Source organism: Cyclobacterium sp. L-R, assembly GCF_056859355.1.
Genome location: NZ_JBSXOH010000084.1, coordinates 1 through 14667, shown reverse-complemented (window position 1 = coordinate 14667; position 14667 = coordinate 1). Strand labels below are relative to the sequence as shown.

Annotated in this window: 5 protein-coding genes; 1 reads left to right on the top strand and 4 read right to left on the bottom strand. The window is 39.2% G+C overall.

The window, feature by feature from the left end:
* Positions 1 to 6: 6 nt before the first annotated feature.
* The 4 genes from AC13EX_RS16030 to AC13EX_RS16015 all read right to left on the bottom strand — a co-directional run bounded on the left by AC13EX_RS16030 (position 7) and on the right by AC13EX_RS16015 (position 9664).
* Positions 7 to 1452, bottom strand: coding sequence for a DUF1501 domain-containing protein (locus AC13EX_RS16030; RefSeq protein ID WP_482893458.1), 1446 nt, complete (start codon positions 1450 to 1452; stop codon positions 7 to 9).
* A gap of 67 nt (positions 1453 to 1519) precedes the next feature.
* Positions 1520 to 4786 carry a DUF1553 domain-containing protein gene (locus tag AC13EX_RS16025; RefSeq protein ID WP_482893457.1) on the bottom strand — a complete coding sequence of 1089 codons (3267 nt, stop codon included), beginning with the start codon at positions 4784 to 4786 and terminating at the stop codon, positions 1520 to 1522.
* Positions 4787 to 4979: 193 nt separating this feature from the next.
* A complete protein-coding gene (locus AC13EX_RS16020; protein WP_339712470.1) occupies positions 4980 to 6518 on the bottom strand; it encodes a RagB/SusD family nutrient uptake outer membrane protein in 1539 nt (512 codons plus the stop codon).
* A gap of 5 nt (positions 6519 to 6523) precedes the next feature.
* Positions 6524 to 9664, bottom strand: coding sequence for a SusC/RagA family TonB-linked outer membrane protein (locus AC13EX_RS16015; protein WP_339712467.1), 3141 nt, complete (start codon positions 9662 to 9664; stop codon positions 6524 to 6526).
* Positions 9665 to 10431: 767 nt separating this feature from the next.
* Here AC13EX_RS16015 and AC13EX_RS16010 point away from each other — a divergent pair.
* On the top strand, positions 10432 to 14373 hold the full coding sequence (locus tag AC13EX_RS16010; RefSeq protein ID WP_482893456.1) for a heparinase II/III family protein: 3942 nt from the start codon (positions 10432 to 10434) through the stop codon (positions 14371 to 14373).
* The last annotated feature ends 294 nt before the right edge of the window (positions 14374 to 14667 follow it).

Below are 14667 nucleotides of genomic sequence, written 5' to 3'. Positions count from 1 at the left end.
TAGATTTTAACTGATAATATCATGAACGACATGCCCACTTACATCTGTAAGCCTAAATCGCCTCCCCTGGTGTTTGAAAATTAATTTTTCATGGTCCACGCCCAACAAGTGGAGCAATGTTGCCTGAAAATCATGCACATGAACCGGATTTTTCACAATATTGTACCCAAATTCGCATGTTTCTCCGTGAGTGTACCCTTTTTTTACACCACCACCAGCCATCCACATGGTAAAACACCTTGGATGATGATCTCTTCCATAATTGTCTAATGTTAATTTTCCTTGAGAATAATTGGTTCGACCGAATTCACCACCCCATACCACTAGAGTATCTTCTAGCAATCCTCTTTGTTTTAAATCCATCACCAAAGCAGCGCCTGCCTGGTCTACACTTTTACTCATGATTTTAATGTCACGTGGTAAGTTCCCATGTTGATCCCAACCCTGGTGGTAGAGTTGAATAAACTTGACATCTTTTTCTGCCAACCTTCTGGCCAAAAGGCAGTTGGCAGCAAATGTTCCAGGTTTTCTGGAATCTGGACCATACATGTCGTAAATATAATCCGGCTCATTTGATATATTCATTGTGTCAGGTACAGAGGACTGCATCCTGTAAGCCATTTCATATTGAGAAATTCTGGAATTGATTTCCGGATCCATCACTTTGTCATACTTTATATCATGAAGGTCCTTCAGTGCATCTAGCATCCTTCTACGGCTCTTAGCGCTTAACCCATTGGGATTATTCAGATAAAGCACAGGGTCTTTTCCAGACCTAAACTGCACTCCCTGATGCAAAGATGGTAAAAACCCACTCCCCCATAATTTTGCATATAGCGGTTGGCCCCCAGCCTTGCCTCTCGAAAGTAAAACACAAAATTCAGGAAGATTCTTATTGTCACTACCCAAACCATAACTTATCCAGGAGCCCATAGAAGGTCTACCACTTAACTGTGATCCAGTTTGAAAAAAGGTAATGGCAGGATCATGGTTTATTGCGTCCGTGTGCATAGATTTCACAAAACACAATTCATCTACAATTTTTGCTGTATGTGGCATCAATTCACTTACCCAGGCACCACTTTGTCCATATTGAGCAAAATCAAACACTGAGCCGGCTAGAGGAAATGAATTTTGACTTGATGTCATACCTGTTAACCGTTGCCCAGCCCTTATTGATGCAGGCAACTCCTGACCAAAACGCTCATTAAGCAATGGTTTATAATCAAACAGTTCCATTTGAGAGGGACCTCCACTTTGAAAAAGAAAGATAACCCGCTTGGCTTTCGGCACTAAAGGAAGCCTGCCTAAGCCAGCCTGTTTATCAGCTCCAATATTGGCCAAAAGATTTCCAGGATCCAATAAGGAAGACAGGGCCACACTTCCTAAACCTAGGCTAGTTTTAGTTAAAAACTGACGGCGATCCATATTTGGATCATGTAATAAACTCATATCCTTAATTTATTATTTCTAAACCCTATGCATTTACAAGATAGTGTCTCCACTCGTTAAAATCCGCTTATCGTTTATAGATGGCTTCATCGTAATTCATTAAAGTGGAATTAACCAGCGTAAAGGCTGCCAATTTTTCCTTGGGTAGGCTTTTATCTCTACCATATTCCCCAACTTGAAGCAAACTATCGGCCTCATGAGGAGCGCGTTGAAATTCGGCAAGCTCATTTTGGTACAATTCCTCCAAAATCATCAATTCCTTAGGTTCAGGGTTCCTACTTGTGATTGCTCTAAAACCATATTTTAACTGATCTGAAGTCTCAACTCCTCCATCTATTAACATCTTTTCTGCGAGGACCCTGGAGGCTTCTATGTATTGGGGATCATTCATAAGCACCAGCGCCTGCAGTGGGGTATTGGTATTTTGCCTCTTGATGATACACACATATTTATCGGAAGCGTCAAAATTAATCATCGAAGGAGGAGGTGCACTTCGTTTCCAAATGGTATAAAGGCTTCTTCTGTACAAATTATCTCCTGTATCTTCAATGTATTCATTTGCATATTCAGCAGTCAACTCCCTCCATAGTCCCTTGGGTTGATAAGGTTTCACACTTTCTCCACCAATTTTTGGAACTAATAAACCACTTGAAGCCAAAGCCTGATCCCGAACCATTTCCGCGGGAAGACGGGAGGCATTGGCTCTTGAAAGCCATATATTTGAAGGATCTTTTTCCCTAACATTCTCCTTTAAAATAGAAGATTGCTGATAAGTAGCTGAACTTACCATCAATTTTAGTAATTGCTTAAGATCCCATCCTGTCTCCATGAAATTCACTGCAAGCCAATCTAATAATTCAGGATGAGAAGGAAACTCACCTTGGTTTCCAAAGTCATCAGGTGTTGCTACAATCCCTCTTCCAAATATCATTTCCCAGTATTGATTGACCACTACCCTGGCAGTTAATGGATTTTCTTTATGAAGAAGCCATTTGGCCAATCCCAATCTATTTTTAGGAAGCTCTTCAGGAAAAGCAAACAATACAGCTGGAGTATGGGGAAAAACCTGTTCAGTAGGGGCATCATAAACCCCTCTGTCTAGAATAAAAGTCTTTCTTTCTTCACTCCTCTCCCTCATAACCATGACTTCAGGCTTAGCGCTTATTAATTCGTTTTCTTTTTTCCGAAGTTTGTGCAAGGATTGTGTTTGATTTTGGTAATGTTGATTTACCACAGAAAAATAATAGTCCTGTAAAGCTGAATTGTTTCCCTCCTTTAAATTGCTCAAAATTGGGTCTTGGATTCCTGCCAACATTTGGGTTTCAATAGCTGTTAGTTTTCGGTCGAAAACCCGGATTTCATCCACAAGGGAATGGTCTAATGTTTCTGCAAAATTGGTCCCTCGTTTTCCAATCTGTAAATTCCCAGAATGACCAATACCCCTTTTTTCTTTGCCATAGGCCAAAATGCTTTGCTTCAAATGGTCGGTAAGAACCTTACGTCCTAAACGTTTCCCATTCATATAAATCTGCAAACCAGCAGCCTTACTTGATCCATCATAAGTCATAACAAGGTGCACCCATTCCCCAACAGGCACTTTTTCCTCGGTATGAACTTCAATGGCATTTGCTGGCCAAGTATGGCTCATCAAGGCGGCCAAACTTCCATCTTCTCTAATCAACAATTCGTAACCTCTAAAACCATTTGCAAAACCTCCAGTCTTGGAAAAAATCGGTCCATTTAAACTGTCCTCTATTGCTTTGTACCATAAACTTATAGAAAAAGGGTCGCTCCTTTCAAAATAAGCTATATCTGGACCTAAGTCAACATAACTATCCCCTACCAATTGTATTCCTTTGCCAAATTTCCCCTCCACAGTTAAAATCTCTTTGTCTTTTTGAATAACCACCATGTCTGCCGGCTTGTTCTTATTGGCTAGGTTTTTAAATTTATTATCCATTGGTTTATCAAGTGGATAATGCCCGATTTGACCTTTTATTGTAAATTGAGAATTTGATTGAGCATTCAGATTAGCCAACCAATTTTCAAAGGATTTTGAAGCCTGATTTTTAACACTATCAATAGTTGTTTCTTTTTTCCGAATTTCTCCATTGATATAGGCAATTTTTTTCTCTACTTCTTCATCGTCTTTCAGGATCAAGGTAGGACTAGCATCACCTACATAAGGCACTTGACCTGTTTCATTGATATTATTAAAAAATGCATATAACTGGAAATATTCCTTTTGGGATATGGGGTCATATTTGTGGTCATGACATCTAGCACACTCTGTAGACAATCCTAAAAATGCTTTGCCAAGAGTATTGGTACGGTCAGCGACATATTCTACACGATACTCCTCTGGAATAATCCCTCCTTCCTGACTCTGTGGATGGTTGCGGTTAAATCCTGTTGCGAGAATTTGGTCGTAGGTCGGGTTTGGCAATAGGTCTCCGGCCAATTGCCAGAGAATGAAATCATCATAGGATAAGTTTTCGTTGAATGCTTTTATTACCCAATCTCTCCAAGGCCACATATTCCTCATTCCATCATCTTGATACCCATTAGAATCTGCATACCTGGCCAGGTCCAACCATTTAGAGGCCAACCTTTCGCCATAATGTGGGGATTGTAAGTATTTATCCACCAACTTTAGGTAAGCTTCTTTGGAGTTATCGTTTAAAAAACTCTCCACTTCTTCCATGGAGGGTGGCAAACCAGTAAGGTCGAAAGAAAGTCTTCTGATCAGGGTTTCCTTGCTCGCTTTTTCTGATGGTTCCAGTCCTTTTGTAAGCATTTTAGCATAGACAAAATGGTCTATTTCATTTTCAGCCCATGACAAAGCTTTATCATCCAGGGTGGGGGCATTTATTTTTTGAGGGGGAATAAAGGACCAGTGGGGCTTGTATTTGGCACCTTGTTCGATCCATCGAGTAATTAGTGCGATCTCCGTTTCAGAAAGTTTTAAGTTAGATTCAGCAGGTGGCATTTTCAGGTCTGCCTCTTCTGAAACTATCCGTAGGTAGACACCACTTTTCATAGGATTTCCAGGCACTAAAGCATAATGGTCTTTGTTCTCCCCAATTAAGTCAAGTGCATCAGCTTCCACATCCAATCTTAAATTGGCCTCTCTTTTGTTGACATCCGGCCCATGGCAGGCAAAACACCGGTCAGACAAAATGGGTTTAATGTGCAAGTTGAAATCCACCATTTCTGGTAATTGTTCTTCCACTTCCTCCGAAAACTCAATGGGCTGATTAAAAGGGACAACCCAAATAACAACCAAAAAAATGGTTAATAGAATAGCTATTTTTAATAAAAGACCTTTGTTCATTTTTGACACGATTGGCAAAATTATTCAATCTAATATACGAATTGCCTTTATATTATTTAATGAAAATGTCATGACCTGAAGTATTTGTGTTTGTAAGGACAATGCACAAAACTTCCGGTCATGACAATTGTTATCCGATAAGCAAATAATCGATCTTAATACTTAAGGGGTATAAATCCAAGCGGCTAAATATTTACCAACCTGGATTTTGTTCTAAATTTTTATTGAAAGAAATTTCATTGTCTGGAATAGGCAATAGGTTGTGTCTATCTTCGTATCCATTTGGAAATTTCACCTCAATCAAACCTCCATCAGCAGCCTTAATATCGACAGGATAAAGGTCTTGACCAATTTTCCATCTTTTAATATCAGCCCATAAAATTCCTTCTCCAAAAAACTCCACAACGCGCTCATGTCTTAACTTCTCTCTAGCAGCCTCTTGAGAAAGATCAGTTGGCAAAGAAGTAATTGTAACATCGGTTCGTTCCGTTCTTATTCTATTAATAATGCCAATGGCTTCAGGTATATTTTGATTGGTTTCAATAAGCGCCTCAGCTTTTGCCAGCAACACATCAGCATATCGTAATACGATAAAATTCAATGGTGAAACCCTAGGACTAAGTAAAGGAATTCCTTCTCCAACATTTTTTCGTAATCCAAACCCTACCCTTTGTCCTGTATGATTAGGAACTTCTGAAGGATATAACCTACCCTCAAAAGTTGCTCCAGGCCTTAATATCGTAAAATCCAATCTTGGATCCCTTCCCTCAAACTCATTGTTAGGATCAACGGCTGAACCATCGATCATTTCATATTCGTCTATAATATGTTGCGTAGGAGCAGGATCACTCGCTCCTGCGGCAGCCACACCACCTGGAAGGGCCAGCCATGCAAAGAAATTTCCCTGGCCTTGTTCACCAGCTATGTACTGAATATCAAATAAAACCTCTTCATTGTTCTCATTGTCCAGCTTAAAGAGTCCTTCATAGCTTGGAAATAAATCATACATTCCCAAGGCATCAATTTGCTCGACCATTTGCAAGACTTCAGTGTATTTATTTTGATACAAATAAGCCCTCATTTTCATACCCAAAGCGGCACCTTTGGTAACCCTACCCAATTCATAGCTTACAGGTTCTGAATTTTGAATCGCTATATCATAATCTGAAATGGCCTGCGCCCATGTTTCCTCCAGGGTATTTCTACTTAGTTCGGTTACTTCCTGAGTATTTAACTTGGTTAATATGATGGGTACACCACCATAAGCATCCGCTAATAGGGCATAAGCAATCCCTCTGAGAAAATGTACCTCTCCCAAATAGGTGGCTTTTTTATCTGCAGGAAGATCAACATTTTCTAAATTGGCAATAAAATCATTGGAGAAATTAATGATCCTATAGCACATTGTCCATCGCTCATCTACTAAACCTCCTGTAGTACTTGCGGTAATTGAACCGTTTCCAATTTGCTTTTCCAAACCATTCCAATGTGCCCACTGATAAGCATAGGGTGTGATGGCATCAAAAGTCGGCCCTGAACCATATACTCCTCTATGTTTCAAAACACTATAGATACCATTTAAGGCCAATTTAACATCATTTTCATTCTGCCAAAATGAAACCGTTGTAATCCTGTCTGTAGGATATACTGCAAGAAATTCCTCACCACAGCTACTAAAAAGAAGCATGCCCAGGACTACAAAATTTATTTTAAATATCTTTATCGTTTTCATAATGCTTATAGATTAATATTGACACCAAGAGAAAGAATTTTTGGTAAAGGATAAAAATTATCCCCCGAATCAAAGGTGTTTCTTTCGGGGTCAAATCCCTCATAGTCTTTGGACACTAACGAACCTATATTCTGGGCATTCCCATAAACATATAGTTTTTGAAGTCCAAGTCTTTCTGTTAAAGCAGAAGAGAAAGTATAACCCAACTGGATATTTCTGAGCTTAACAAATGAAATATCGCTAACCCAATATGAAGATGCTTCACTTCTCCATGTATCACTTATTGAAATCCTTGGTACTGTTGTACTTTTATTGTCAACCGTCCAAGCATCTCTCCATTTTTCAGTGATTGTTCCTCCGGAAATCCCCAAAGGTTGGGTCCAAGCATTCTGGGTATAAACATTTGCCCCAGCTATTCCCATGATCACAGTACTTAAATCAAAACCTTTATAATTAACACTTGGCGTAATACCAAAGGTATATTTAGGGATGGTATTCCCCAAAGCCATTTTATCTTCAAAACCTAGACGACCATCATTATTTACATCCTCATATTTCAATTCACCTGCCTGTGGAATATACCCATTGGCAGACATGTGTTCTGAGGCTTCCTGATCAGTTTGATAAATCCCTATGGCCTTATATCCATACAACTCACGATAAGAGTACCCTTCGCGAATCAAGTACAATTGATCGGGGGAATTTTCTCTGAATTTGGTTACCTGGTTTACGATATAAGTCATGTTAACACCTATATTATAACCTACATCATCTCTATCTTTAGCCAACTTTGAGTAGTTGATATTAAATTCAAAACCATTGTTGGTCATTTCTCCTACGTTTTCAAAAGGTGCACTTACCCCCCCGAGAATTGATGGTATAGGCAATTGAACTATGATATCGTTCGTCGTTTTCATGAAGTAATCTGCTTCTACAAAAATCCTATTGTCTAACAAACCAAATTCAACTCCCAAATCTGTTGTAACCGAAGTTTCCCATCCAATGCTCTCATCCACAAGAGCAGTAATGCCCGCTCCAGGCGCAAAACTTCCTGAAAAATTGTAGCTAAGTCCATTGGTTTGATTTACTACAGCTAGGTATGGCCAGTAGGAATTGATATTCTGATTTCCCAGTTGCCCCCAGGATGCGCGTATTTTAAGGTCTGATATTAAATTTTGGCTTTTCATAAAGGCTTCTTCGCCAAGTCTCCAACCTGCTGAAAATGCTGGAAACACACCCCATCGATAGTCTTCTTTAAACCTAGAACTACCATCCGCTCTAAGGTTCATTTCAAAAAGGTACTTGTCTGATAAAGCATAATTTACACGACCAAAATAAGACATCATTCTGAGTTCACTCATGTTTCCATTGGCTTGAAAACCTGCGGTTCCAGCATCTACCTGAATCATCCCCTCTTTTGGTGGGTCTGACCTTCTACCATATACGTCTTTGATTACAGTACTCTCTATTTGAATACCAGCAATGGCAGAGATATTATGAATTTCATTAAAGGTTTTGTTAAAGTTCAAGGTAGAGAATAAGGTGTTATAATTGCTTTGAACGTTCTCTCTACTAGCCTCCAAAATGGTAAGGTAATCCAGGTTTTTTCCTTCTACCCCTGTATTGGTATATCCATAAACCAAATTGTTGTGTCGGTCTCTCAAATTACTATTGTACTGTGAAGTAAAATTGGCCTTCAAAGTCAAGTAATCAGTGAAATCAATGTCTGCAAAAACATTCATTTTGAAGAAATTGTTTTCTGTAAGAGAAAGCCCATTGGCTGTTTCTATTAATGGATTTCTATTGCCTACAATTGTATTTCCACTGCTGTTAATTGCCTGGACAGATCCAAATCTACCGTCTTCAGTATATGGCGCTGTAAAAGGATAGCCACCATTGGCGAAAATATACATCATTCGTCCTATGTTAAATGGTTCTTCAGATGATTTTTTGATACCATTAATACGACCACCGATGGTTAACCAGTCTTTTAATTTCGATTCCAGATTTAAAGTAAGTCCGTATCTACTTGAATTGGAATTAAGCATAATCCCATCCTGATTAAGGTAGTTCATGGATACATAAAACTTGGTCTGCTCAGAGCCACCTTTTACAGATACATTGTGTTCTGTAATGGGAGCCTTTCTAAACACTTCATCAAAGAAATTGGTATTGGGATAAACGTATGGATCACTTCCGTTTTTAAAATCGTTTATCACTGACTCAGGAAACAATGCGCTACCTCCTTGATTGGCTAAGGCCTGGTTCCACATCCCCATATATTCCGCACTATTTTCTATAATATTATAGCGCCTTCCAAGACTTTGCTGCCCAACATAACTACCTATATTCACACTGGTCCTTTCTCCAAATTTCCCCGATTTAAGAGTAATTAAAACCACTCCATTTGCTGCTCTAGATCCATAAATGGCAGAACTAGCAGCATCCTTCAATACCGTCATACTTTCGATATCATTAGGATTGATTTCATTTATGGAAGCCTCTACGCCATCTACAAGTATCAATGGATTTGAATTGTTTAATGTACCCCATCCTCTAACACGAATTTGAGCACCATCACTCCCGGGTTTTCCTGAGTTTTGACTTATCCAAACACCCGGCACCTGTCCACTTAATGCCTGAGAAGCATTGGTAATTGGCCTGTTCTGAAGCTCCTCATCAAAGTTAACTGAAGAAACTGCACCCGTTAAGTTTTCTCTTTTTTGGGTGCCATAACCTACTACCACCACCTCATCTAGAGAAGAGGTATCTTCTAGTAAAGTAATGTTAACAATGCTTTGGTCGGAAATCTGGATCCTTTGGGAAACAAATCCAATAAATGAAAATACAATTGTGGCACCCTCATCTACATTTAAGGTATATTTCCCATCTAAATCTGTGGCTGTACCAATGCCAGTACCGGGTACCGAAACTGTGACTCCTGGAATGGGCTCTCCATTTGCATCTACTACAGTCCCAGATATCTCTGCTCTCCAATCGTTTACATAAACAGGTTTAATCGAATTGGTGTTACCGTACCCGAAAACGGGTGAAAACAGAAATATTAGCAAAACAATAAGGCTAGAAAAAGCCCATCTGGTATAGGGTAAATAAACCCTACTTCTAACAAGTAATAATTTCTTCATTGATTTGAGGTTTAAGAATAAATAAATTCAAGTGTTTGGATAGTAAATAATGACAATCATCAGGAATAAGTCATCACATATATAAGATTTTAACCGTTTATGAAAATTTAATGTAAAACCAATTTACATATGGATAATTAAAACTTAATAACAACCATAAAATGTATTAAATTCTATTATTTAAAACAAATTTTCACCTTAAATTACAATAAAAAATCACTACTTATTTTATCTATTCACCAACTGGCAAGCCTTTATTTCACAAAGCCCAAAACCATTCTTACTAAATCAATGCTTCAATTTTTAAATAAGCTAAAGCTTAGACCAAATTCAAATAGAATGAGATCTAAGCTTTAGACAATTAACATCTATTTGGTAATCAGTTGAATAAACTCAATAATGTTTAACCCGGATTATGTAATAGGATTTCTCCGTCCTGACAATAGTCAGGGGTGAAGCCTGTCCCGTGTTTACGGGAAGTGTTTCAATCGCAAGAAAATCAGGCTGTTTGGAGATTTTAGCATAGCAACGCTATGGTGAAATTGAAAACAGCAACGAAGTGGCTGATTTTGAAGCGATTTAAACACGTAATAGATTGTCTATTGCCTATTTCGGGTTTAACCAATGAAACACCCCTCTAACAATGTCTTCCTTCTCATGTATCATTATTAAAGTGCATTGGCCTACATCGGACATTACAATAATGCTTTCATTTTTGAATGTATACCCGTATATTTTCATTTCTTGAACAAAGCGCCAATTAACCCATGAGACCGATCCATCTTTCTATTACCTTATTTTCTATTTTAATATTTACCAGTTTTTTCATTCTGGCACAACAAATTGAATCCAATTCCGATTTGGTTTACCCCAGCTCCTTCGTTCATCCGGGAATTCTTCAGAACCAAGCAGATTTGGATTATATGAAATCACAAATCCTAAAAGGAGAAGAACCTTGGAAAACAGCCTTTATAAATCTTCAAAAAGAGGCAAATTCCAATTTTGAAGTTCAAGCGTTCACTCATGTTGTCAGAGGTTCTTATGGACGCCAAGGGCAAGGGCATAAAGAGCTTTCAGTAAGCGCAAAAGAGGCTTATAGACAAGCCTTACTTTGGTACGTGAAAGGTGAAGTGTCTCATGCGGAAAATGCCATTGGTATCATCAATGCATGGTCTGAACGATTATGGGACTTTGATGACAATGATGCCAAACTGATAGCCGCACTAACAGGCCAATACTTTCTAAATGCCGCAGAGATACTGCGATACAGTAATTCAGGCTGGGAACAAAAAGAGATTGAAAAGTTTGAGGAATTAATGCTTACCGTATTCTATCCATATATCAAAGACTTTTTCACAGAAGCCAATGGAAACTGGGATGCTGCCATGATCAATACCATGCTAGGAATAGGTATTTTCACAGACCGACCAGATATATTTAAAAGGGCCGTCGATCGTTATTTCTGGGGACCTAATAATGGAGGAATTACCAAATACATATACCCCAATGGCCAAATCCAGGAAACCACCAGAGACTGGCCACATGTTCAATTGGGCTTAGGTGAGTTTGCAAAAGCAGCACAAATTGCATGGACCCAAGGGGTAGATTTTTATGGAGTGGCGGACAACCGCCTTGCTCTGGGTTTTGAATACACGGCAAAGTATATGCTTGGTGAGGAAGTACCTGTTTACGGAGACATTTCTACTAGAGGCAGAGGTGAATTCAGAGACATCTATGAGTCCGTTTTTTCGCATTACGCTAATGTAAAAAAAATAGCTATGCCCTTTACCAAAGAAGCTGTTGCTTTAACAAGGCCAAACTCCACTTGGGGATTTTTAGAAGCCCAAAGAGCTCCGGTTCAACAATCAGCAATGTCCGAAAACTTCAATGATCCTCTGGAAAATGCCCGAGAACAAACTGGTGCAAGGAAAGGTCTAAATCAATTAAATGAAGATGAATACATAAAGGTAAACCCTGGACAATCCATCCAAAAAGCAATTGATAATGGAAGCAAAATTGGGAAAAAGATCTTACTGGCAAAAGGCCAACACCTGTTAAAGGAAACCTTAAAATTACCGAGCAATACCCATTTGGAAGGTTTAGGTCTAGGAACCATCCTTTTACTTGAGGAGAAAGTAAGTGGCCTTACCGTGGGTAACCTAAACCCTATGGCTGAAAATATTACATTAAAGAATTTTGTAATTGAAGGAAGGGAAAGTGCCAAACCTGAATATGACCCCAACCAGGGAAGAAGGGCACGAGCAAGGCAATCAGCTCCTCGAAGAGAAGGCCTGGTTTTAGCAGCTGATTTACCAAACAAAATCCGAAACATTCACCTCGAAAACCTTACGGTTAGAAATTTCACGAAAAATGGTGTATCACTAAGAGGTGTAGCCAATGTGAAAATTACACATTGTGATTTTAGTGACAATGGCTCAAACGTGGTCCCAGGAAAAGGGCTGCATCATAATTTGCACCTATTCCGATCAAAACAGGTTAGTATTAGTGACAGTAGGTTTAGCAATTCCCCTTGGGGTTCAGGAGTCATGGCCAGTTTATGTTCAGAACTAAGTATAGCAAACAATGAAAGCAGCAGAAACAAATTGGATGGGATTCAAATCAATGAATCACAAGGAATTGCAATTATAGATAATCTTTTGGAGGGCAATGATAGAAATGGGCTGTATTTAGAACAATTGAACATTGGCAATATTAATTTAACAATTGACAACAACACCATCCGTAATAATGGAGCTATGGGTATTAACTATCCGAAAGATATCCAAGAAACATGGGCTTATAATTTAATACAACACAACAAAAGAAGCATTGCAAACACAGTACCAAACGATCTATTTATTGAACACTGGAATAAGGTTGCTCAACATATTAATTTACCTGATGAAGTAAAGGACAAGGCCGATAATCCTTTATTAGCAGCACGGTATTTACTTAATTACTTCCAGCAAAGAACCGGTGTACACCACCCCTCAGACAAGCATCACTATACAGGACAAGCTTCTGATAAAGACCGTATGCACACCAATAATGCCATGAAACATGTCATGGTTGGTCAGCCTGCTTATCCGTCACAATTTGTAGGCTGGGACATCAATTGGGAAAGCCAACCAGTAAAAGACAAAGAATGGGTATGGCAACTAAACAGAATGGTTTTCTGGCAAAGTATGGGCAAGGTTTACAAAGAGGATCGCAATGAGGAAATTGCCATAGAATGGAACAAACAGGTTATGGATTGGGTGATTAAAAACCCTAGGGACAAAGATCACCCTCTTGCATGGCGATCCATTGAAGCAGGTATTCGAGGTAACAGGTGGACCCATGTATTTAACAATTTTCTTCATTCACCAAATTTCAGTCCCGAAGCACTGGTTTTCTTTTTAAGCAGTGCTTATGACCATAGCGAATATTTAATGACTAAATACAGCTCTGGAAGCAACTGGGCTTTAATGGAAGCTGAGGGAATGGCTTTTATTGCCATGACTTTCCCTGAATTTAAGGTATCAGACCAATGGTTGGATGAGGCAATCAGACGATTTAACATTGAGATACATGAACAAGTCTATCCTGATGGTCACCAAAGAGAACTTGCATTTGGTTATCATATGGGAAGCATTAGTTGGTTTTTAAGAACTTATGAGCTTGCACAAATGAATGGTATGGGAAATCGGTTTTCCGAAGATTACCTTACCATGATCGAAAAAATGGCAGAAGTGCCAATGAAACTTGCATTTCCTGATGGCACATCCCCTCAATTCGGAGATGCATGGACGGGTATTCCGGGACAGCATTATTCTAAGCTACAAACTTGGGCATCACTTTTTAACAGACCTGATTTTATGTATGTGGGAACTGAAGGTGAAAAAGGAGTAAAACCTAGTCAAACAGCTTTTGCCTACCCTCAGAGTGGTTTGTACTCCATGCGTAGCGCTTGGGATCCTTCAGCTATTTCCTTGGTATTAAAATGTGGGCCAGATGGTGGTGGGCACAGCCAACCTGACAATGGCACTTTTGAACTGTATGCAGGTGGAAGAAACCTTACCCCAGATTCAGGAAGTTTCATTTATAGTGGTGATCCTGAAGGGAGAGCTTGGTTTAGACAAAGTAAAGTTCACCAAACGCTCACGCTAAATGGTGAAAACATAGCCTATGCTCCCAAAGTCCTTCTCTGGCAGCCAGGAGATGAACATGATATTGTTGTCGTGGAAAATCAGAATTATGAGGGAATGACCCATCGAAGAGCGGTGATCTTTTATGACAAATCCTTCTTTATCATTATCGATGAAGCTTTAGGAGATGCAGAAGGAGTACTCGATCTGAATTTTCAACTTGCCCCAGGAAAGGTAGACATGGATGAGAATCAGCTTGCTGTTAAAACCTTATTCGATGAGGGCTATAACCTTTCAATCAAAGCACATGAGACCGAAGACCTTAACCTAACCCCTATGGAAGGCCAGGTATCCTTTATTTATACCAAGAAAGAGCCAAGGCCAGCATTTTCTTTTCAGAAAGAATGGAATGGTAAGGGGAAAGGCATGAGGTTCGTTACAAGTCTTGAACCATTTAAAGGATCAAGCCCTTCTGATGTGGTTGTTAAAGTAGCCTCTAAAACTAAAATTGGAAGCAAAAAGGTTACTTTGGAAATAAGCAAAAATGGAAAAAAAGAAAGCATCTCCTATACACTTGAATAGTTAAACCCAAAAATGGGAATCCATTGTATTCTAAAATCACTTCCCCATTGATTCTGAAGGATTTGAAGTCATAATAACCCCATCCCTTAGGTGCTTTTCGCCATCCTGTATTATTGAAAAACAGTCCCTCCCATAAATCTTCATTTAACCTGGATTATGTAATAGGATTTCTCCGTCCTGACAATAGTCAGGGGTGAAGCCTGTCCCGTGTTTACGGGAAGTGTTGCAATCGCAAGAAAATCAGGCTGTTTGGAGATTTTAGCATAGCTCCGCTATGGTGAAATTGAAAACAGC

Bases quoted from the DNA above. Each gene is read 5' to 3' on its own strand.
- AC13EX_RS16015 (WP_339712467.1), bottom strand. From the start codon at position 9,664: ATGAAGAAATTATTACTTGTTAGAAGTAGGGTTTATTTACCCTATACC.
- AC13EX_RS16010 (WP_482893456.1), top strand. From the start codon at position 10,432: ATGAGACCGATCCATCTTTCTATTACCTTATTTTCTATTTTAATATTT.
- AC13EX_RS16025 (WP_482893457.1), bottom strand. From the start codon at position 4,786: ATGAACAAAGGTCTTTTATTAAAAATAGCTATTCTATTAACCATTTTT.
- AC13EX_RS16030 (WP_482893458.1), bottom strand. From the start codon at position 1,452: ATGAGTTTATTACATGATCCAAATATGGATCGCCGTCAGTTTTTAACT.
- AC13EX_RS16020 (WP_339712470.1), bottom strand. From the start codon at position 6,518: ATGAAAACGATAAAGATATTTAAAATAAATTTTGTAGTCCTGGGCATG.